The 21,560-nt window shown below is 62.9% G+C and carries 15 protein-coding genes and 2 tRNA genes; 8 read left to right on the top strand and 9 right to left on the bottom strand.

Going from position 1 to position 21,560, the window contains the following annotated elements:
- Positions 1-44 precede the first annotated feature (44 nt).
- On the top strand, positions 45-326 hold the full coding sequence (locus tag DM826_RS03640) for a zinc ribbon domain-containing protein (RefSeq protein ID WP_133304628.1): 282 nt from the start codon (positions 45-47) through the stop codon (positions 324-326).
- A 122-nt stretch (positions 327-448) separates the two neighbouring features.
- Here the strand turns inward: DM826_RS03640 and DM826_RS03635 are convergent, their stop codons facing one another.
- The 4 genes from DM826_RS03635 to DM826_RS03620 all read right to left on the bottom strand — a co-directional run bounded on the left by DM826_RS03635 (position 449) and on the right by DM826_RS03620 (position 10,662).
- Positions 449-970, bottom strand: coding sequence for a chemotaxis protein CheD (locus tag DM826_RS03635; protein WP_120101574.1), 522 nt, complete (start codon positions 968-970; stop codon positions 449-451).
- 11 nt (positions 971-981) lie between these two features.
- On the bottom strand, positions 982-3,444 hold the full coding sequence (locus DM826_RS03630) for a methyl-accepting chemotaxis protein (protein ID WP_233735664.1): 2,463 nt from the start codon (positions 3,442-3,444) through the stop codon (positions 982-984).
- A gap of 69 nt (positions 3,445-3,513) precedes the next feature.
- Positions 3,514-7,140, bottom strand: coding sequence for a PAS domain S-box protein (locus DM826_RS03625; protein WP_120101572.1), 3,627 nt, complete (start codon positions 7,138-7,140; stop codon positions 3,514-3,516).
- A gap of 354 nt (positions 7,141-7,494) precedes the next feature.
- Complete coding sequence (locus tag DM826_RS03620; protein ID WP_120101570.1) at positions 7,495-10,662, bottom strand: adenosylcobalamin-dependent ribonucleoside-diphosphate reductase; 3,168 nt, start codon at positions 10,660-10,662, stop codon at positions 7,495-7,497.
- A gap of 386 nt (positions 10,663-11,048) precedes the next feature.
- On the opposite strand from DM826_RS03620, the gene DM826_RS03615 reads away from it, so the two are divergent.
- Together DM826_RS03615 and DM826_RS03610 are read left to right on the top strand one after the other, a co-directional pair.
- A complete protein-coding gene (locus DM826_RS03615) occupies positions 11,049-11,252 on the top strand; it encodes a hypothetical protein (RefSeq protein WP_120101568.1) in 204 nt (67 codons plus the stop codon).
- 189 nt (positions 11,253-11,441) lie between these two features.
- Complete coding sequence (locus DM826_RS03610; RefSeq protein WP_120101566.1) at positions 11,442-12,326, top strand: hypothetical protein; 885 nt, start codon at positions 11,442-11,444, stop codon at positions 12,324-12,326.
- Between the two features lie 24 nt (positions 12,327-12,350).
- On the opposite strand, the gene trpG is transcribed toward DM826_RS03610, so the two are convergent.
- The 4 genes from trpG to trpD are packed head-to-tail and all read right to left on the bottom strand — an operon-like array spanning position 12,351 to position 16,355.
- On the bottom strand, positions 12,351-13,001 hold the full coding sequence (gene trpG / locus DM826_RS03605; RefSeq protein ID WP_120101564.1) for an anthranilate synthase component II: 651 nt from the start codon (positions 12,999-13,001) through the stop codon (positions 12,351-12,353).
- Positions 12,998-14,689, bottom strand: coding sequence for an anthranilate synthase component I (gene trpE, locus DM826_RS03600; protein WP_120101562.1), 1,692 nt, complete (start codon positions 14,687-14,689; stop codon positions 12,998-13,000). The genes trpG and trpE overlap by 4 nt, the downstream gene beginning before the upstream one ends.
- Entirely contained in the window at positions 14,686-15,333 is a 648-nt protein-coding gene (locus DM826_RS03595) for a phosphoribosylanthranilate isomerase (protein WP_120101560.1), read from the bottom strand. The genes trpE and DM826_RS03595 overlap by 4 nt, the downstream gene beginning before the upstream one ends.
- Positions 15,333-16,355, bottom strand: a complete 1,023-nt coding sequence (gene trpD / locus DM826_RS03590; protein WP_120101558.1) for an anthranilate phosphoribosyltransferase — start codon at positions 16,353-16,355, stop codon at positions 15,333-15,335. The genes DM826_RS03595 and trpD overlap by 1 nt, the downstream gene beginning before the upstream one ends.
- A gap of 222 nt (positions 16,356-16,577) precedes the next feature.
- Between trpD and DM826_RS03585 the strand changes: the two genes are divergently transcribed.
- From DM826_RS03585 to DM826_RS03570, 5 genes are all read left to right on the top strand, one after another.
- A tRNA-Val gene (locus tag DM826_RS03585) sits at positions 16,578-16,652 on the top strand.
- Positions 16,653-16,687: 35 nt separating this feature from the next.
- Positions 16,688-16,831 carry a hypothetical protein gene (locus DM826_RS12955; RefSeq protein ID WP_165853241.1) on the top strand — a complete coding sequence of 48 codons (144 nt, stop codon included), beginning with the start codon at positions 16,688-16,690 and terminating at the stop codon, positions 16,829-16,831.
- A gap of 88 nt (positions 16,832-16,919) precedes the next feature.
- Complete coding sequence (locus DM826_RS03580) at positions 16,920-18,002, top strand: FIST signal transduction protein (RefSeq protein ID WP_165853240.1); 1,083 nt, start codon at positions 16,920-16,922, stop codon at positions 18,000-18,002.
- Positions 18,003-18,026: 24 nt separating this feature from the next.
- Positions 18,027-20,459 (top strand): PAS domain-containing sensor histidine kinase, encoded by a 2,433-nt coding sequence (locus DM826_RS03575; protein ID WP_120101554.1) that lies wholly within the window; start codon positions 18,027-18,029, stop codon positions 20,457-20,459.
- Positions 20,460-20,528: 69 nt separating this feature from the next.
- Positions 20,529-20,613: transfer RNA gene (locus DM826_RS03570), tRNA-Ser, on the top strand.
- Between the two features lie 307 nt (positions 20,614-20,920).
- On the opposite strand, the gene DM826_RS03565 is transcribed toward DM826_RS03570, so the two are convergent.
- A complete protein-coding gene (locus DM826_RS03565; RefSeq protein ID WP_120101552.1) occupies positions 20,921-21,241 on the bottom strand; it encodes a hypothetical protein in 321 nt (106 codons plus the stop codon).
- Positions 21,242-21,560 lie beyond the last annotated feature (319 nt).

Raw genomic sequence — 21,560 nt, 5'->3', positions numbered from 1 at the left:
TACTCGTTTGTGTATTGCGGTCGTAGATGCTGATGGAGGCAACCATGCTCGACAGTCAGTGGTACGTCGGCGTGCTGCTCGCCGGCACCGTGCTCCACCTCGTGGTGCTATACGGAGTGTACCGCCGCCAGCAGACAGCCGACAACGCGGCTGCGGCCGACACCACAACGTCGGTGTCCGTCGAGAACGGTGTTGTTGAGTGTCCTGACTGCGGTACCGCCAACGACGCCGATTACCGCTACTGTGGTGGCTGTGCAACGCACCTCCCGCGTGCAGGCGCACTCACCCAGCAGGATACTAGGCAACGGGGGAGCCTCTTTGGGTGACTGGTCGAGCGTGTCAGCGGTGCCGCGTGAGCTCAGTCGGCTGTCTGTGAGGCAGTTGCTCGTATCACGACACGCAGAGTAACCCGCTGTCAAAAATAGTAGACGAAACGGCAAGAAAGACCTCAGAGACGGTATCGGTCACCGCACGTCGTTTCGATGGTCACCGCTCCAGTAGCACCATCAAGGTATACCGAGCGAACCACTTCCCCACCGACATCCATGGCTGCAACCGTGATATCGAGCGTGCTCAGCGTTGCGATTGCCTGTTCGATATTTCGGTCACCGATCCCCCGCCCGACAGCAGCCGAATCGTTTCGCATGTCGATGCCGCCAGCGAGTTTCGCCACCGTGTGGCGACGCGTCGCACCGGCGGATTGCACCTCCCTGTACAGTACCTCGATCCCAGTGTCGGCAAACACAGCATCGGGTGTGGCCTGCTGCTCCGTTGCACGCGGACGTTTAATATGTGCTAAGCCGCCAACACCGGCCTGCGCGTCGGAGAGCACAACACCCAGACACGACCCCAGCCCATAGGTGGCCAGCTCACAACCCGTCTCTGTGACCGCGTACTCCCCGATGCTGACATGCCGGCGAGGTGGCTGGGTGGCTGCGGCAGCGTCGGGGGCCTCGTTTCTCTGGTGCATCGTACCGGGAACTACAGTTCGTCGGTGTCGGTCGCATCGTCCCCTGAGCCGTTGCTGTGGGGGAGTTCGTCCGATGGCGATCCGCTGACATCAGTCCATTCGACATGCCCGTTGGCTGCTGACTCGGCTGACTCCGAATCCCGGGTTGTCAGTTGTGCGGTTCCGCCTGCGGCTGCGGTGGTGCCGTTCTCGGCAGCCCTCGGTGTGGCGTCATCGGACGACGGCGCTTGACCGCCCGAGGAGCCGGTCGCTGGCGATGTCGTCGCTGACTCGCCTGCATGTGACTCTTGGGCTGCTGTTGGTGGTGTTGCAGTCGCGGCCGTAGGATCGCTGCTCGCTGCCGCTGGGCCGCCGACACTGAAGTCAGCGACGTTGTCGTGCAGATCATCGGCAAGTTGTGAGAGCTGTTGGACGTTTGTCGCTGCCTCCGACAGTGAGGAGGCTGTTTCCTCGGTTGCCGCGGAGACATCGGTTGCCTCAGCCGCGGTCTGTTGGCTGACAGCCGAAACTTCCTCAACCATCGAGACAACCTCCTCGGTTGAGGCGGCCTGATCGTCGGTCGCGCGGCTGATCTCGTCGATGCCGCGTTCGGCTTCGTCGACGGCATCGGCGATCTCATCGAACATCTCGATGGCACCCTCGATCGTGTCGGCACCCGACTGCACCTGGTCGTTCATCGACTCGATGTCGTCGACCGTTTCGCCGGTCATCGATTGGATCTCCTCGATGCGGCCTTCGATCTCCGCGGTGGCCTCGCCGGCTTCCTCGGCGAGCGTTTTGACCTCTCTGGCCACGACCGCGAAGCCGTCGCCAGCACCATCGGCTTTCGCGGCTTCGATCGAGGCGTTCAACGCGAGGATGTTGGTCTGTTCGGCGATATCCGAGATCATATCGACGATGTCGCCGATCGCCTCCATCTCGTCGTCCAGCGACTGTACCTGCGAGGAGGCAGCCTGGGCCTGCGATTCGATCGCGGCGATCTCTGTTTTTGCGGCCCCGGCATTGTCGCTGCCGGTGTCACTCCGTTCGACAGCCGTGTGTGCCGTTGCGGCGACCTCTTCAGCCGAGGAGGCGATCTCCTCGACGGTGGCTGACATATCGTTCATCTCATTCGAGACGGTGGCGAGATCATCGCTTTGATCGTCGGCACCGCGTGAGATCTCTTCGACCGACTCGGCGACATCGGTGCTTGCGGTTTTGATCTCCTCGGTGCTGGCCGATACCTCTTCTGCGGCGACGGCAACATCGTCGGCAACCGTCTGTACCTCCCGGACACTCGACCGCAACTGGGCGATTCCATCGCCGAGATTTGTCAGCACAGTCCCGTACTCGCCGGGGTAGTCGTCGTCGATCGACTGATCGAGGTTGCCGCGTTTGAGCTGCTGGCTGGCCGTCGAGATCTGACCGAAGCTATCGGCGAGTTGATCGCTGCCGCGTTTGAAGTCCGTCAGGACAGCCCCGTACTGCCCCGGCCGATCCGTGTTGATCGTCTGCTCAAGTTGGCCGGTTCGGAGTGCCTCACTGGCGTCCTCGATATCCGCGAAACTGGCTGTCAGCTGATCAGTCCCCTCGTCGACACCGGTCATGATGTCGCCGTAGGTGCCCGGGTAGTCGGTGCTGATCTCCTGGTCGAGATCGCCCGTCTTGAGGTTCCGGCTCACGTCGTGGAGATCAGCAAACATATTCTCCAAGTTTCGCTGCATGTCGCCGAAGGCATCCACCATCTGCCCGATCTCGTCGCCCATCGAATGCGTCGGTAGCTCCGTATCGAGTTTGCCGTCGCTGATATCGGTGGCAGACGCGGCGAGCTGTTTGATCGGCGGTGTCATGTGTCGACTCAGGAGGACACCGAGCCCGATCGCGAGCAGAAACGCCACGAGGGTTAGCCCGATGATCTCCATGTGGACGGTTTGTGTCGTGCTGTCGGCGGCCGCAACCTGGGCGGCCATCGCATCACCTGACAGCGCTTCAAGCGTGTGTGCCTGCTCCTCTAGCTCAGTGCGGAGTGTGCCCATTTCCGCCAGCGTCTGGGCCGCACGCTCCTCGTTGCCGGTTGCCTTGGCGTCGAAGTATGTGGCCGCAAGCGCGTTGTACTCGTCGTGTGTTGACTGTATCTCGGCAAGTTGGGTCTCCAACTCACCGGACGTCTCCCCCGCGGCGTCGGGAGCCATCGCGGCCGCGTGATCGGTGAATAGCGTGTTTCCATCCTCGAACTCAGCCTGTGCGCCAGACTCACCGAGCTCAGTTGCCTGGACAGCGACCTGTTGCTTTTCGATGCCGACGAGCATCTCGGCGGCATGATCCATGTTTTCGCCGTTCTGTGCGATGAGATGTGCCTCGTGATCGAGGGCTGACGCGCCTTGGTAGCCAACCGCTCCTGTCACGCCGACAAGGAGTGCGACGACGACGAATGTCGCGATCAACTTGGCACGGAGATTCAACCGATCAAGCCGAAGAGAGTGTGTCAGACCCATATCACTTCTTGCACTGCAGACAGGTTCAACAGACTAGCTAAACTACTAACGTGGGTTCCAACGGGGTAGTTAACTGTCTAACCCACCTTCGTGTGGAGGGTACTCGTGTGTGAGTAGCTGTTTGAGGAGCTTTTTGTGTGCAGCCTGCAGGTGTTTGTAGACCGCCGGGCTTGAGATGTCGAAACTTGCTGCGAGCTCTTCACCCGTTACCGTCCGTGGTATTTCATAGTAGCCGCCATAGTAGGCTGCATTCAAGATTTCCCGCTGGCGCTCGGTCAGTTCGTCGAGGGCCGCCCTGTCGTCCATTGCTGCATCCGGTCTCTCTTCTTGGGCGATCAACTCGGCGTGCTCGAACTGTGTGGTGATAAACTCGAAGAGTGGCCGCCGCGAGACACCGCTCGTGATCCGAAGCTGAATCCGGGTCGACGCTGGGGTCGCGGTTGCGGTGAGGAGTTGCCCGCCGTACTGTTCGACAGCCGTAGCCAAGAACGGCCTCGGCAGTTCAAGCAGGATCTGTGTGGAATCATCGGTGCCGAAGGGCGTAGCCGAGTTGATCCCTGTTGCCGTCGATGCATACTCACACACCGCCTGGCGGTCGCCGTCGATGATCTCTGCCACCACTGTCACCGTGTCGTCCGTGGCACGGACGATCGTTTTGAGCCGAATCTCGCTTGCTGTCGCCGCGGCAAGTCGTTGCAGCGGACAGGAGCCATCGGCAAGTTTGAACGTCACCGTCGTCGGCGTTTGATTCGATCCAAGCGACCGTTGATCAAGCACGCGGGTGTGATTCAACAGGAGTGACGCCGCATCGGTGAGCAGATTCGTATACATCTCATCGAAGGCATCGTCGTGTGAGGAGTAGGCGGTGAGCACGCCGTACAGCACGTCGTTATGAACAAGCGGGATGCTCAACACGGCACTGTATCCATATGAGAGTGCTTCTTTTGCCCAATCCGTGTCTCGGACGTGCTGGGAGATCGCGTTGCTGCTGAACAGTTCGCGTTCCGTTGCCGCGATATGTGCTGGAAGCGAGCACGCGCCGTGTGCCGAGCGGACAGTGTCAAGATACTGCTCGCCACCACCGGCTGACGCTGTCACTGTCAGTGCTGTCTCTGTCGCGCGTGGCCGGCCGATCCACACAAACTCAATCGGGGCTGGTGTCGCGAGCTCTGCACAGACAGCGGTATCGAGTGCTGATTGGGTGTCAGCCTGTGAGATACGGTCTTGGATCGCCTGAGTTGTGTCAACGACGGCCTGTAACGTGTCGATGTGTGCCCGTTGGATCGAGAGTTGGTCAGCGAGTTGGGCCTGACTCTCGGCACTTTCGAACCCACGAAGCACGGCTTCGGCGTTTGTCGCAACGACCTCGACGATATCGGTATCGACGTTGGTGAACTCCGTCGCCTCGGGAAGGTAGACAACGACAACACCGAAATCGCCGACAGGGACAGCTACGAGTTGGGTGAAGGTGACAGGTAGCTCCGTAGCCACGCCATCGAACTGTGGCGTGTTGACACGGTGTGATTCCCCGCTCCGATATGCCTCCCACACAGGATTGTCGCCCGGAGCAACGGTCGCAAGCGAGCCTGGACGCTCCCCGAAGGCAGCTGAGTCGCAAACCGATCGGAGGACACCGGCGTCGTCGTCAAACAGCTTCATGCTCGCGTAGGTGAGATCCAACGCGGTTTCCAGAAACGCAATGACGAATTCGGCGAGTGCCTGTTGTGATTCGAGTGGGTAGTGGTGGCGCGTTGCCGTGTGTAGTTCCCGGAGCAACCGTTCGCGCTTTTCGAGTGCGGTCATCCGATGGACGCGTTCAGTGATCTCCGTTGTAATCCCGACAACGCGGTCGCTGCCGTCGGAGTCGGTGACGACGGTACCGTGTGAGCGCAGCCACCGTTCGTACTCGTCGGTATCAAGCCGAAACTCAACGTCAAACTCCTCGTGTGAGTCGATCGCCGATCCAATGCGGTCTTTGACAACGTCTCGATCCGCTGGGTGAATCTGTTCTAGGTAGGCGTCGACATCACTCGCGTGTTCTGCAAGCCCGAGCCCATCCGGGAACTCAATCGGGGTAATCGTCTCCGACTCTGGGTGGAATGTCCACACGCCGGTATGTGTCTCCGAAAGCACCAACGCAAGCCGTTGCTGTGTTTCTTTGAGTGCTTCCTGGCGTTCTTTTCGTTCGGTAACATCCTGCTGGAAACCGATGTAGTTGGCCACGGTTCCCGACTCGTCGGTGACGGGTACGATCTCAAGATGATTCCAGAACGGTGAGCCGTCGGCGCGATAGTTGCGGATCGTTGCTGACGCCGGCTCCGCGGCATCGATCGCCGCTCGCAGTTCCGCGACAGTCTCCTCGTCGGTATCCTCCCCCTGTAGAAATCGACAGTTTTGGCCGGTAGCCTCCTGTCGTGTATATCCCGTCTGCTCGACGAAGCCATTGTTCACATAGACGAGTGGGTTGTCGTCCTGTGTCGGATCACTGACCACGATCCCGATCGGAGCCTTGTCGACAGCGTTGCGCATCTGTTGAAGTTCTCCTTCGCGGGTTTTTCGCTCAGTGATATCCTGTATCGTGCCCCGAACGCGAATCACGTCACCGTCGTCGGACTGTGGTTCGCCACGCGTTCTCACCCAGCGAACCGTATCGGTGTCGTCGATCAGCCGCAGTTCGAGATCATAGGCGTCCCCGTCGGCAACCGCCCGCTCGAAGGCATCTTCGATCGCGGGGCGATCAGCAGGGTGATACGCCGCGATAGCGCGCTCGCTGGTGATCGTAACATCCGTCGAGAGCCCGTATATCTGGTATACCTCGTCAGTCCAATAGAGATCAGCTGTTCGCAGGTCATACTCCCAGGCGCCGACGTTGGCGATATCCTGGGCTTTTGTGAAGAGATCGACCTGTCGATCACGTGCGTTGGCGTGTGCGCGGCGAGCCGTGATATCGGTAAGCGTCAGTAAGACCCGCTCGACCGCAGCGTCGTCAGTCTGGATCGGTACGGCATTCACCGAGGCCACGACATCGTCGTCGTGCGGTCGTGTGATCGTACATTCATGCTCGGAGATCGGGTCGGCTGTATCGATCACGTCGGCGAACGGAACCCCGTTTTCGACGCTCAGTTTTGTCCCGTCGTCAAGTGTGATCCAGCCATCCGCGTTGTAGGACTGCCCAACGAGTTCGGTGGGAGAGATATCAAACAGCTCGCCGGCACGCGTATTCGCCCGTTCAATCGTCCCATCAGCCCCCACGATGAGCTTCGCCAGCGGGCTTGACTCGAAGATCGACCCGGTGAGCTGTTTTGTGTCGGCGAGCTCCTGTGAGAGCCTCCGCCGCTGGAAGAGGTTATCAATCCGACGGGTGAGTGCCGCCGTCGGTGTCGACGTCTCAATAACGTCATCGTATCGAACGGGAGCCTCAGTGTCTACGCCTTGGTCTGTCTGCGATGCGGGATCGGCGAGCAGCACAATCGGGGCAAAAACCGGCGATTGCTGTGCTCGCCAGTCGGCGACGAGTGCGGGCTGTGTCTGGATCGTTTCCGCATCAACGAGACACAGATCAACAACAGCCGGTACGCTGTCGTCACAGTCGATCAGGGCATACCCGTCACACAGCTCAGTCGGTACTGGATCCGCCTGAGAACCACTGACGACAACGCCGATCGTTGCCTGCTGCTGACCATCCGTGGGTGTCATACACGATCCCACCGACGGGCCGCAGTGGACAACTGCACCACTGGGGCTGCGGCAGTAGACGCAGTAGCCGGACGGAGCGCTTCGCGACGGGCTGCTGGACTACGGTCAGCGATACGACGGAGGTGCGCGGGAACTGCAGAACCGGACGGCGGCGTGTGTGTCGATACCCCGATAGAAACCACTACTGGTGGTGAGTTGCCCCCAGGTGTGGGGATTCGGCGAAAGCTGCGACCTATCATTACCACTACATCGGGTTGCAGCAAAATAAGTTATCAGGGCGGAACGCCCCCGACAGTGGAGATCGCTACTACGAGATGTGATGTCGACGGGGCGAAACGAAACCGTGCCGGGAGGCTAACACTCCGACCAGCCGCAGGACTCGCAGGTCTTGCAGCCTTCCGAGAAGTACAGCGACATGCTGCCACACTCGGGGCATTCCGGCGATTCGCCGGCCGCGAGGAGCTCCTCGGTCGCGTCGTCGGTGGCCGCCTCATCGGCCGGCGGCTCGGTCATCGAATCCGTCGTCGCGCCGCTGCTCGCGCCCGCCGAGACGGCCGCGCCGCCGTCGGTTTCGGGTGCGGTCGGCTGTCGCTCCGATTCCTCGTCGCTCTCGTTGAGCTCAGAGAGGTTCTGCTGTTTCGGGTACGGCTCCTCGATATCGCCGTCGAGGTAGCGGCGGAGCGCGGTGCCGATAGCATCGGGGATGGAGTTGATCTGCTCGCCTTTGTCCCAGGCGACCTTCGGCGATCGAATCCCGTTCAGTTCGCCGGCGATCTCCTCGGGGTCGACGCCCGAGCGCAGCGCGGTCGAGATCGTCTTGGCGAGGGCCTCGGTGAAGGAGGCCGTGAACCCACCGGAGTTGCCGATGTTGGCGAACAGTTCGAACGGCCGGCCCTGCTCGTCTTCGTTGATGTTGACGTAGACCTTGCCGTAGCCGGTGTCGACCCGTTGGGTGACGCCGTAGAGCACGTCCGGTCGCGGGCGTTTCTTGCCGAGGCCTTCCTCGGTCGTCTCGGGTTGGGTGAACAGCTCGTCGAGTTCGGCGCCGAGTTCGGCGCGCACCTCCTCGTTGTCGAGGAAGCCCTCGATGCCGCCGAAGACCTCCTCGATCTGGGTGGTAATCTGTTCGGCAGCCTCGCCGTCGTCGGCGAACTCGGTGTTCTTCGCGCGCGTCGTGAGCACCTGCTTCGAGCGGGTGCCGTCGCGGTAAACGGTGACGCCTTTCCCGCCGTTCTCGTAGATATAGCGGTAGACCTCATCCATGTCCTCGGCGGTCGCCGAGTTCGGGAAGTTACACGTTTTCGAGATGGCGGAGTCGACGCCGGTTTGGCAGGCACACTGAACGCCAGCGTGTTCCTTCCCGGAGAGGTCGGAGGTGACGACGAACAGTTCGCCGATGGCCTTCGGGACGGTCTCAAGGCCTTCGACGCCGTCGAACTCGTTTTCGGCCATCTGCTCTTGGGCTTCCTGCTTGACAGCGTCAACGTCGATGTCGTTCTCCTCCAGGACGCGGAGGAAGTAGTCGTCAAACTCGACGAGCATCTCGTCGCCTTGCACGTCGTCGGAGACGTTCTTGTAGTAGGCGACGTTGTAGATCGGCTCGCAGCCGCCGGTGGTGTTGCCGATCATCGAGGTCGTGCCGGTCGGCGCGATGGTCGTCGTGTTGTGGTTGCGGATCGGGAAGCCGTCGGCCCACTCGTCGGCATCGAGACCGGTGTGGTGTTCGAACCACTCGCGGTACTCGGTCGGGTCGGCGTACTTCGAGTCCGCGTAGTCCGAGAAGGGGCCGCGTTCCTCGGCGAGTTCGTGAGAGGCCCACTTGGACTCGTGGTTGATATGGGTCATCAACTGCTCGGCGATGGCGTTGGCTTCGTCGGAGCCGTAGCGGACGCCGATCTGGATGTAGAGCTGGGCCAGGCCCATGATCCCGAGGCCGATCTTCCGCATCTCGCGGACTTTTTGCTCGATCTCGTCGACCGGGAAGTCCGACATCGTGACGACGTTTTCGAGGAAGCGCGTCCCGGACTCGATCCGGCGGTTGAACGCGTCCATGTCGACAGCCTCGTGCATGAACGCCTCGGCGGCCGCCTCAAGTGAGTCATACTGGTCGCCGTTGTTGTCGTACCAGACGCGCCAGTCGGGGGCGTCCTTGTCAGCCAGTGTTGAAAGGTTGATGTGGCCGAGGTTGCAGGCCTCGTACTCCTCAAGCGGCTGCTCGCCGCAGGGGTTGGTGGCGAGAATCTCGTGGTCAGGGTGTTCCTCGACGTCGAAGGAGTGCTGTTTGTTGACGCGTTCGAGATAGATGACGCCCGGTTCGCCGTTCTCGTAGGCGCCGTTGACGATGTGATCCCAGAGTTCCTCGGCGGGAACCGAAAGCTCCTCGCCGACCTCGACGTACTCGCCGAGGCCGTGGAGGTCGTACAGTTCCTTGGTCTCGGGGGTGGCGATGTGGGGTTCCTCGGTACGGGGGTTCGTGAACGTGAACTCCTCGCCGTTGAACAGGGCCTCCATGAAGTCGTCGGTGACGCCGACGGAGATGTTGAAATTCGAGAGATGGCCCTCGACGGCGTTGCGGAGGTGTTCGGGGACACGGCCTTCCTCGTCGATCAGCTCGCGGGCCTCTTCGAGCGCCTCGGCGAAGGAGTTGTGCGTGAAGTCGTCGGGGTCGTTGAGCCGCAGTGAGTGCGCCAGCGAGACATCCTTGTTCTTGGCGTGGATGAACTGGATCACGTCAGGGTGGGAGACCCGCATGACACCCATCTGCGCGCCGCGTCGCGCGCCACCTTGGGCGATGGTCTCACACATCTGGTCGTAGGTACGCATGAACGTGATCGGCCCGGAGGCGATGCCGCCGGTCGAGCCGACCGAATCGCCGTACGGGCGGAGCTTCCAGAACGCATACCCCATGCCACCACCGGACTGGAAGACCTCAGCGGCCTCCTTTGCGGTCTGGTGAATATCCGTGATATCGTCGCCGGGCGAGTCGACGAAACAGGCCGACAGCTGCTGGAGTTCGTCGCCAGCGTTCATCAGCGTCGGCGAGTTCGGCATGAACGAGAGCTGGGTCATCAGCTCCTCGAACTCGTCGGCAACACTCTCAACGTGGCTTTGGATATCGTCAGGAAGTTCGGGGACGATCGTTTCGTACGAGAACTTGTTGACGTTGTAGACCGACAGCGTCGTTTCGGCGTCGTCCGCGGCGGTCGTCCCTTTGCCAAAGACCTCCGCCGCGAGTTCGTCGCGCCGTGGGTGGTCGGGCTTGATCTGGTCGGGCGTGACCGTGATCTCGGTGTCCTGTTTGTCGGCCTCGAAGACGGCTTCGGCGAGGGCGACGTTTTGGGCGACGCGTTCGAACAGCTCCTCTTGGCTTTCGTCGACGTTGCCGTCGGCATCCTTGCGGAGATACCGGGCGGGGAGGATATTGTTGTAGGCGTTGCTCGTCAGTCGGTCTTCGAGCGTATCGCCGGTGGTTCGTTTGATCGGGAGTTCGAGTTCGTCGGCGGAGAGCTCCGCGCGGCTCATTCGTCGGCCCCCTGCGGTGCGTCGGCGTGTCGGATGGTGGTTTTGGTCTGGTGGCGCATCTGTGTACTCCGTAGCGAAAGACGGGACTGTGATACCGATGGCACCCTCATAACAGCTACGGTTGCGGTAGCACAAGCAGAATTGCACTGTTGAGTGCTGCCGCTCGCTGTGCTGCGGTCTGGAGAGGGTCGGTTCTGTCCGCGTCCGGTAGCTATTGTGTGATGGGACTGATCTGGTATAAGCATGCCCAAACCGGACTGAAAGTGAAACGACGACCGCGGCTGGCTGGGCGGCCGATACGTGGCGATTACTGCCGTACTGCCCGATATGTTGGAATCGAACGTAGTCCCCACAAGCTTATTCCGATTCGGTGTCTCGCTCAGGATATGTCACCCCTCGCGCTCATCGGCGGACTCGCAAGCGGCGGGATCGCCGGGCTGAGCCTCCCGCAGCTGCTGATCGTCCTCATCGGGATGCTTGTCGTCCTCATCGTGGGGCGGATCGTCCTCAAGATCGCCTGGCGGCTCGTCACCATCGGCGTCGTTGTCGTCGGCGCGCTGCTCATTCTTGTGCAGTTCGGGCTGTTGTAGCTGCCGGCAATATCACGAGGACGACTAGGCCGAATCAACAGACTCGGGAGCGACACCGCAGCCAGTTATCTCGGCTGATATTTGTGGGGCGCATTTTAAGAGGAGAGAGGGGAGTACGTTTACACACCACCTGTGGGATCGCCCGCAGGCATCCATGTTCAACACTGCGAACCGAGGTAGCCAGCGGCTATGACGAGCCGCCGTCAACTCCTTCGTGGGGTTGCCGGCACCCTTTCCGTGTTCGGAGGGCTCCGCTGGGGCGGCCTCGTTGCGCCTGCCGACGCCCAATCAAACGACGAGACGGCGTCGGATAGCGACGCGTCCGGCGACGACGGGTCGTCGAGCGCGGACAACGAGGACGACCCGAGCGGGCTCCCCGGATACACGGTCGGCCAGATATATCTCCGCTACGAGGAACACGTCGGGATTACCACGTTTGTTGAGCTTGAAAACGAATCCGAGCAGAACAACGAGCGGGTGCGACTGAAAGCAGATGCCGTCAGCGCGAATGACACCCTCGGCACCGACGACACGTGGAAAGATATCCCCGCAACATTCGAGCGAACGATAAAACTCCGTCTCGACAACGTATTTGACCTCTACAACGCGGTCGACAACATCTCCGAGTTTGTGATCCGCGGTCGAGTACCCAACGGCGAGTACACGGTGCTTGCGGCGTTTTCCGGCCGCGCATTCCGCAAGGGGATTGAGAAGGATGGCCCCGCCACACCCGATGGTGGTGCTGATGCTGCCGTCGAAGTTCAACCAGAAACAACTGACGAAGCCAACAACAACGGTGGCCAGTCCGGTGACGCCGAGACGGCTGGCGAAAGCGGGAGCGACGAGCCCACAGCCGACGAATCGACAGCGTCGGACGCCGGCACGGAGCCGACCGATCCAACCAACCAAACCGGCGTTGACGTCAGTAATCCCGATGATGTCGTCGATATTGGCGGTGCCGGAGGCGATGATGGTGGAAGTAATGATGGCGGAGGCGATGATGGCGGAGACAACGAAAGCGGTGGCGGCGGCGGACTACTGGAAACGCTCTCTTTTCGCGTGTTTGGCGGCTAACCAATACGATCAGAGCAGCGTCGATCAGGCGTCCGAGCGCGGCGGTGACGCGGCCGTCGATTCCCCCACAGCCTGTCGGAGGAAATTGTCTATCACGTCGTGACCGACCGCGGTCAGCACACTCTCAGGGTGGAACTGCACGCACTCGATGGGGTGCTCGCGGTGGCGAATCCCCATTACCAGCTCCTCGCCCTCGTGGTCGGTCGTCGCCGACACCTCGAAACAGTCCGGCACCTCGGTCGCAATCAGCGAGTGATACCGACCCGCCTGAAAGCCTTGTTCGATGTCAGCGAAAACACCCTCGCCGTCGTGATCCATCGGGTAGGCCTTGCCGTGGATCGGTGCGGGCGCGTGGCCGACGCTGCCGCCGTACTCGTAGGCCGCAGCTTCGAGGCCGAGACAGACGCCAAGCGTCGGGATGTCGGGACTCAGCTCACGCAACACGTCCATCGTCACGCCCACGTCGCGGCTGTTTTTCGGGTGGCCCGGCCCGGGGCTGATGAGGATCGCGTCGGGGTCGGCCTCGCGGATCTCATCGAGGGAAGCCGTGTTTTTCAGTACCGTCACATCGATATCCGCGAACTCGTCGTCGCCGTCAGGAATCCGAGTCTCGGAGACGTACTCGACGAGGTTGTAGGTGAACGAGTCGTAGTTGTCGACGACGAGGACGTTCATTGCTCGCCCTCCGGCGATTCAAGCCGCTCAATGGCGGTCAACACGCCGTCCATCTTCTGTTCGGTCTCCTCGTACTCCGAGGTGGGATCGCTGTCGGCGACGAGGCCCGCGCCGGCTTGGACGGTAATCAGGTCGTCACCCTCGCTTGCGCCGGCGAGATCGCCGTCCACACTGTCGCCGTCGGCACCCCCGTGTTCGACGGTCGCGGTGCGGATCACGATCGCAAAATCGGCGTCGCCGCTCCACGAGAAGTAGCCGACCCCGCCGCCGTATACGCCACGCGGTGCGGCTTCGAGGTCGTCGATGATCTCCATGGCGCGAACCTTCGGCGCGCCGGTGAGCGTCCCCGCGGGGAAGGTCACACGGGCAGCATCGAAGGCGTCGTACTCGTCGGCGACGCGGGCGGTGACGGTCGATTCGATATGCTGGACGTGGCTGTATTTCAGGACGCTCATGAACTCCTCGACTTCGACGCTGCCGGGATCGGCGACCCGGCGCACGTCGTTGCGCGCGAGGTCGACGAGCATCGTGTGCTCGGCGCGCTCTTTCCCGTCGGCAAGCATCTCACCAGCGAGTCGGCGGTCTTCGACGGGGCTCGACCCTCGGGGGCAGGTGCCTGCAATCGGGTTCGAGACGATGCGGTCGCCCTCGACAGAAACGAGCGTTTCGGGGCTCGCGCCGACGATGGAGAGATCGTCGTGGCGCATGAGATACATGTACGGCGAGGGGTTGACCGAGCGAAGGGCCTCATAGAAGCTGATCGGGTCGATGTCGCCGGCGAGTTGGCGGCGACGCGAGATGACACCCTGATAGATGTCGCCGTCGAGGACGTGTTGTTTGGCCGTGCGGACAGCGTCCTCGTAGTCGGCTTGGGAGCCGGCGGTCTCGTCCGTTCGCTGGAAGCCGGTCGGTTCGGGTTCGTCGGCCGCGGCGAGCGTCGCGGCAACGTCGGCGGCTTCGGACACGAGGTCGTCGTAGCACTCGCCGGGGTCGTCGTCGGGCCCGATGACGGGGGTAAAGACGAGTTCGACCGTCCCTTCGGCGTCGTCGAAGACGAGCGTCCGGGTCGTCAGCGCGAACTGGGCGTCCGGGAGGTCGGTGTCGGGTCGCTCGCGGCCGACTTCTTCAAGCACCAGATCGTAGACGGCTTCATGCGCGAGAAACCCGACGAGGCCGCCCGAGAGCGTGCGGCGGTCGACATCGGGGAAGCCGCGGCGGTCGACCGCTGGGAGGCCGCGCCGGAGGCGGTCGAGCACGTCGCCGTCGGTCGCGGCGTCGCCGCGGTAGGCGTCGACGACGAGGTCACCGGCGTCGCCGAGGCGGTCGACCTCGGTTCGGGTCGGATACACCGAGATGATCGCTTCGGGGTCGTAGCCGACGAAGGAGTACCGCGCGTGGCGTTCGGCGTCGGTCGCCGCGGTGAACGCGCCGTCGGGATCCGAGGAGGCGACCTTTTCGGCACTCTCCAGGAGGAAATTGTACTCGCTGCGGTCGGCGAGGGCGGCGTAGGCGGCGAGCGGCGAGGTATCGAGTTCGAGCGTTGCGGCCGCGCGGGCGACGACCGGCTCCTCGCGGTCGTCGGCAACGAGGGCGGCGTACTCATCGCGGTCGCGGTCGAAGCTGAATAGGTCGCTGTCGGCGGCGGCTGCGTCGGCCGGGTCATCGCTCGCCGTCTCGCCGGTTGTCATGCTGGCACCTCGATTTCGCGGCCGGCGTTCCGGACGAAGGTGGCGACGGCGGTGTGATCCTTGCTGCCCTCCGAGCGTTCAACGCCGGAGGCGACATCGACGCCGAACGGCGCGGCCACCCGGATCGCCTCGGCGACGTTCTCGGGGGTGAGGCCGCCGGCGAGGATCACCGGGGTCGTCAGCGTATCGGCGAGGTCGGCGGTCGCCTCCCAGTCGTGGGGGTCGCCGGTGCCGCCCGCGCCCTCTTCGGTCGTCGAGTCGATGAGCAGGGCGTCGGCGACGCCGTCAAGCGCGCTGGCTCGGTCGGTATCCTCGTGGTCAACAGCGGCGATGACTTTGACGCCGGTTTCGGCGCGGATGTAGCCGAGGTCGTCGGCGTCGAACTCGCCGTGGAGTTGGAGCGCGTCGGGCTGGATCGCTTTGACGAGCTCGACGGCGTGGTCGGCGTCCTCGGGCATCGAGACGAGCGTGGCGGTGACAAACGGCGGCACCGCGGCGACCAACTCGGCGGCCGTGCTGCGGTCGACCTCCCGTGTCGTCGCCACGTCGACCGCCGAGATGATCCCGACGGCGTCAGTGCCGGCTTCGATGGCGGCTTGGAGGTCAGCGCGGTTCGTAATGCCGCAGATCTTGGTGCGTGCCATCAGGCGTCCCCGGCCTCCGGTGCGGCAGTCGACTCGCGTAAGGCGTCGAGTTTGGCTGCGGCGTCACCCGACTCGATGGCCTCGGCGGCCGCTTCGACGCCGGCTTCCAGCGACTCGGCTTCGCCAGCGACGTAGATTGCCGCGCCCGCGTTGGCGAGGATGAGGTCGCGTTTCGGGCCGGTTTCTTCGCCGGTGAGGATCGCTTCGAGGTCGGCGGCGTTTGCTTCGGGGGTGCCGCCAGCAACGTCTTCGATGGGAGCCGCGTCGAGCCCGAGATCGTCAGGCGTGAGCGTGAACTCGGTGACCTCGTCGCCATCGACTTCGGCGACGGTCGTTGCGTCGTGGAGGGCAATCTCGTCCATCCCCGCGCCGTGGACGACGAGCGCGCGTTCGACCTCCATCTCGGTGAGCGCGCGGGCGATGACGGGCACGAGGTCGGGATCGTAGACGCCGAGCAGTTGGGCGTCCGCGGCGGCGGGATTCGTGAGCGGGCCGAGGACGTTGAAGATGGTTCGCATGCCGAGTTCCTTCCGCGGGCCGATGACGGCCTTCATCGCGGGGTGGAAGACGGTGGCGAGCATGAACCCGATCCCCTCGTCGTTGATCGCGTCCTCGACAGCGGGCGGTTCGGCGTCGACGGTGACGCCAGCGACTTCGAGGACGTCCGCGCTACCGGAGGATGAAGAGACGGAGTAGTTGCCGTGTTTGGCGATGGGGACGCCCGCGCCCGCGGCGACGATAGCACTCGTCGTCGAGACGTTGATCGTATCGTAGTCGTCGCCGCCGGTGCCGCAGGTATCGACCAGCGGCGAGCGGTTGGGCTCGATGGTGCGGGCGGCGTCGCGCATCCCCTGTGCGAAGCCGGCAATCTCGGTTTCGGTCTCGCCCTTGGCCCGTAACGCAGACAGCAGCGCGCCGATCTGCGCCTCGGTTGCTTCCTCGAACACGAGGCGGGCGGCATCCCGCGCCTCGTCGAGCCCCAAATCCTCACCGTCGGCCACACGTTCGATATAGTCCTGCATTGTTAGTCACCAGTGTATGAGTTCGGCTTATAATGTACACGTCTGTACATCGCTAAAAGGCTATCGACCGACAGCGCGACCCGGATGTCGACGACGACGGGACGAACACACGACGACCGACAGCAAGCGGACACGTCGGGAACCGCCAGCGGGGCCGCGCTTCGAAAGCTTCAATTACGTCCCCCGGATACTGACGAGTGCGTCAGAACGCACAACCAGCACGGGTTTGTGGTCTAGTCTGGTTATGACACCTCCTTGACATGGAGGAGGCCGGCAGTTCAAATCTGCCCAAACCCACTTTCTGATTTCTCGTACCGAAGCGCAATACCACTATGCCTGGCCTCCAGCACCCCTCAATCACCATCGGACTGGCAGAGTTCGATGCCGCAGCCGGGTTCTACGTCGCCGTCGCCGTTGTCACCCTGCTCATCGTGTTCGCCACGGTGTGGGTCTGGCTGAGCACGCGCCGCGGCTGATCAGTGCCGCCAGCACCGCACCGAGGCGATCCCGCCACCACCCACCCCGACGGTGGACTTTTTATCGCGGCCGGTGTGGATGGCAGTCATGGAGGCTGCGTACTGCCGGACGACCGGCAGCGAGTTTCACACGACGCTCCGAGAGTTCGACGCCGACCCTGATATCGACGGACTCCTCGTGCTTGCGACACCAGACGACGCGTTTACCCCGGCGGCTGTCGATGAGACGCTTCGAAGGCTTTCAACGCCGGTGTTCGGCGGCCTGTTCCCGAAGGTCATCTACGACGGCGCGGTCCGCGCCGACGGCGCGGTCGTCGCCGGCCTGGATGTTGAGCCGACAGTCGAACCGATCACCACCACCGACGAACCGCTTGAGGCCGACGCGGACGGCGACGACGAAACAGCGTTCGTGTTCGTCGATGCCTACGCCGACGCCGGCGACCAGTTCGTCCAACAGCTGTTCAACACCTACGGCGTCGAGTACACCTACATCGGCGGCGGCGCCGGCACGTTCGACGGCGACAGACGCCACTGTCTGTTCACCCCTGAAGGGCTCGTCGGCGACGCCGCCGTGGTGGCGATGGTCGCCGCCGAAAGCACCATCGGCGTCGAACACGGCTGGACGGATATCGGCGGCCCCTTCGAGATCACTGCCGCCGACGGCCGCCGACTCGAAACCCTCGACGGCCAGCCGGCCTACGACCGCTACGCCGCCATCATCGACGCCGAGACCGACCGGACGGTGACGACAGAAACCTTCGCCGAGATCGCCACCTCACATCCCTTCGGCATCAGTCGGTTGGGCGCCGAGCGGATCGTCCGCGACCCCTTTGCGGTCGACGACGACGGCTCGCTGCAGTGTTTCGGCGACCTCCCCGAAGGTGAGTTCGTCCACATCCTCCAGGGCGACCCCGAAACGCTCGTCGCGGCGGCCGACCGCGCCCACGCGGCCGCCAGCGAGGGAGCACACACCGACAGCGCGATGGTCACCTTCGATTGTCTCTCACGGGCACAGTATCTCGACGCCGACTTCGACCGGGAGCTAGCAGCCCTCAGTCAGACGGCCAACACGATCGGCGCGCTCACCATCGGTGAGATCGCCAACGACGGGCGGGGCCATCTCGAATACTACAATAAAACCGCGGTCGTCGGAGCAATCGATGGCCTCTGAGCGAGCCGCGGGGAGCGGGTAAGGATGGCTGACCACCCCCACCGAACCCAAATCCTCCATGAAATTTCACTGGCGATCTCGCCGGGGGAAACGCTGGAATCGACCGCTAAAACCGCCCTACAGGCGTATCTCCAGAAACTGAACTGTACGGTCGGCGGCGTCTTTAGCCGCCACGAGGATGGCGGCTACGATCGGGTCGTCTCCCAGCCTGCGGCCGCCGTCGACGATCCGGTCTATCTCGCTGCACGCGCTCGGCTCACCGAACGGACAGCGGGCGACACCGAGGGCGAGAACGACACGGGCGGCGAGGAAAGCACCAACGCCGAGTCGTTCCCGATCGTCGGCGAGGTCGGCGAAGACGGCCACTACTACCTCTTTGAGCTCTGTGAGTTCGGCGTCTTGCTGCTCGGCACGCGCGGGTCGGGGCTTCCCACGGCAGTCATCGACGCTCTCGGGCCGCTCAACGACAAGCTTGCAACCGCGTGTACGGCCACGGCGGCCGAAGCAACCCTTCGCAACGAGCGACGGCGGTTTGAGGCCCTGTTTACGACCATCCAAGAGCCGATGGTGACCGTCTCTCCCACCGATGGGACGGCGACGATCACCCGCCGAAACGAGGCCTTCGAGACGACCTTCGGCGACGCCACCTCGACGACGGAGGGGAGTCGGCTCGAACCCACGATCCCGGCGACTGACAGCGAGGAGACAGCCGCAAGCGACGAGGGAGGGACAGCCGATATCGACGCCCAACTCACCGACGGCCAGCCGGTGACCGCGGAGGTCAGCCGACAGACCACAACCGGCAGCGGCGACTTCCTGCTGCGGGCTGTCCCGATCACGATCGCAGCCGGCCGGGAGTTTTTCCTGCTCTATGTCGATATCACCGACGAGAAACGACGCCGCCGAACCCTGGCATCGCTGTATGCGGAGTCACAGGCGGTGTTGACAAGCGAGGATCGACAGACGGCCTGCGAGCGGACGATCGAAACGGCGATGGCCGTCATCGACGCGTCAGTCGCGGAGGTACACCTCTACGATCGGGCTACCGACGCCCTCACACCGGCGGCGACGACGGCCGACGAGCCGATGTTTGCGGCCGCCAGCGGCGACGACGAAACACCGCTGTGGGCGGTCTACGGCGGGGAGACCCGGTGTATCGATCAACTGTCGACGGCCGACGACTCGATCGCCCACGCAGGCCCGGAAATTGAAAGCGTCCTGCTGTGTCCGCTCAGCGACCACGGCGTGCTTGTGATCGGCGACGAGCGGCCAGGGGCTTTCGATGAGACCGACAGACAACTTGGCCGGCTGTTGAGCACACTCGGGAATATCGGCCTCACCCGGGCCCAGCGAACCCAGAGCCTCGAAGCCGTCCAGACGATCACCCAGGAAGCCGTGACCGCCGAAGCGAAGCCGGCGATGATCGATGCGGTGCTTGAGCAGCTTCCGACGGCGCTCAACTTTCCGATCACGGGGGTGTGGGAGTACGATCAGATCGACGACCGGCTCACCCCACTGGGGATGACCGATCCGGCCTTCGATCTCTTTCGATCACCGCCGGCATTCGAGCGCGGTGACGGGATCGCGTGGGACGCATTCGAGCGCGGCGAAACCGAACTCGTCGGCGATGTCGCCGCCCGGCCCGACGCCTACAACGAGGATAGCGTGGTTCGCTCGGAGGTTATCGCCCCGATCGGCGAGTTTGGCATCCTGATGGCCGGCACCGTCCGACCACAGAATCTGACCGACGCCGACCGGAGTATCGCCGAAACGCTGACCTCGAACCTTGAAACGGCGATCCAGCTGGTCGACAACCGCGAGGAGCTCCAGCTGCTTGAGGCGGTGTTCGACCGGGTGCTCAGGCATAACCTCCGGAATGATCTGACGGTGATCAAAGGGTACGCCAACGCCATCGCCGAGGACTGTGAGACAGCCGCCTACGCAGCCGATATCATCGAGCACTGTGAGAATCTCGAACGTACCGCAACCAACGCGCGGACAATGCGTGAAGTCGTCCAGACACGGGAACAGCGACACCGGGTCGCGATCAACACCGTTGTCGAGGATGCAGTCGAGATGGCGCCTGACCCACCGGCGGCTGTCGACGTCAGCGTCGACAGCGAGACAGCGGCGTCGGTTCTCGCCCACCCGAAGCTCCCGGTTGCCATCACGCAACTCATCGAAAACGCGCTGGAACACGCTGTCGACGACGGCGGTGAGATCCGGGTGACGGCCACCGAAGCCGGCGACGACGTTGTCATCGAGGTCAGCGACAATGGGCCCGGTATCCCGAGTACCGAACTCACCGTCATCGACGGCCACGACGAATCAGAGTTAGAACACGGCAGTGGGGTTGGCCTCTGGCTGATCGATCGGATCGTCGACTACTCCGATGGGCAGCTTACATTCGACAACAGCGGCGGGACAACTGCTCGCATCACACTCGGGGCGGCGTAGCGGCGATGAATCGGCCGAAGGCGGCCACATCGGAATCTTTTACTTTCGGCACAGGCGAAGAGGAAGTGAGCCGAGGTAGCCTAGCCTGGCCAAGGCGGTAGATTCGAAATCTACTGTCCATTCGGACTCGGGAGTTCAAATCTCCCCCTCGGCGTTTCTGCGCGGACACAAATCACTTAGCGGCGCGTCTTGTCGCGCCGCGACCCCGTGTCCCCGCGAACGGTAGTCGGGAATTTGAACGAGGGAGCGACCACCGGGAGCGACCGTAGTTCAAATCTCTCCCTCGGCGTTTCTACCGCGAGCAACACGCCAAGAGCCCTCTGTGGCTCTCGGTTACCGCGAGTGGGTATCGGAGAGTCGAGAGATTTGAATGAGAGAACAAGCGAGCAACGCGAGCGAGGTGACCGTAGTTCAAATCGCTCCTAAAATCGCATTGCGACGTCGACAGCGATACAACCAAATTACTCGGAAAACTGCTCAGCCAGCCCCTGCTGTTGACTGCTGTCGCCGCCGCGAAGTCGACGCCGCCGCTTGTCGAAGGCACGTTCTAACTCACCACGCGTATTCCGCGAGACGAGATACGCGTCGACCGCGGAGTTGTCCTGTGGGTGAGCGGACTGAATCCAGACATGATCCCGTCCCCCGCCGGTCAACTCCTCGGCCCACCCCTCAGCAGCGTCTCGATCCGCGAAGCGGTGAGTCGATCCCTCAGTGTTGATCGTCCGCCCGACCTCGGGGTTTCGCTTGCGCGCAGAGGGTTTGATTTCGACGACGTACGCCACAGCGACGTTTCAGCGGCATCGCTCTTAGACGTACGGGTTCGATACGGATTCGGATGCGAGAAATAGGTATAGAAAGCCCTCGGCTCTCTCGGCCGCCGAAAGACTCGCTTGCGCTCGTCTTTCGAGGTTCTGCTCGCTTCGCTCGCAGAACTCCCGGGACTCGCTGCGCTCCTCACTCGCTTCGCTCACTGCGGTGCTTGCGTCGTCACCAGAAATCGAAGATTTCTGGTTGGCTCACGAGAGCAAGCTCTCGTGAACGTCCGGGTTCGCCGGGAGAGCCTCGCCCTTTCAGTCCGCCAGGAAGTCGGTTGATCGGCCG

Origin of the sequence: Halonotius aquaticus, from assembly GCF_003605575.1 — an archaeon.
GTDB classification, from domain to species: Archaea; Halobacteriota; Halobacteria; order Halobacteriales; family Haloferacaceae; genus Halonotius; species Halonotius aquaticus.
Note: the sequence above shows the minus strand (reverse complement) of the source record. Positions and strands in the feature narration are given on the sequence as shown.